The sequence below is a fragment of the Mycobacterium sp. MUNTM1 genome (genome assembly GCF_054660795.1).
Map to the genome: position 1 here is coordinate 1 of NZ_BAAGDE010000189.1, position 224 is coordinate 224.

Sequence of the window (224 nt, forward strand, 5' to 3'; positions counted from 1 at the left end):
GCGTCGGCGGGCTCGCCGCGGCCGTACAGGTCCAGGATCACGTCGTAGATGCTCTGGTGGGCTGGCCGGTAGAAGTCCCTGGGCCGCAGCCTTTCCAGCACGTCGGCGATCGCGTCCTTGCTCAACAGCATCCCGCCCAGCACCGATTGCTCGGCGTCGAGGTCCTGCGGGGGCTGGCGCCGATCGTCGAGCTCGGTGTAAGCCTGCAGCCGCTGGCGGGCGCG

At 70.5% G+C, this 224-nt stretch carries 1 protein-coding gene; it reads right to left on the bottom strand.

All coding sequences use genetic code 11. The features are described from left to right. The coding region (locus ACYQ8K_RS30375) for a DnaB-like helicase N-terminal domain-containing protein (protein WP_459975102.1) at nt 1–209 on the bottom strand (209 nt) is incomplete at its 3' end. Between the last annotated feature and the right edge of the window lie 15 nt (nt 210–224).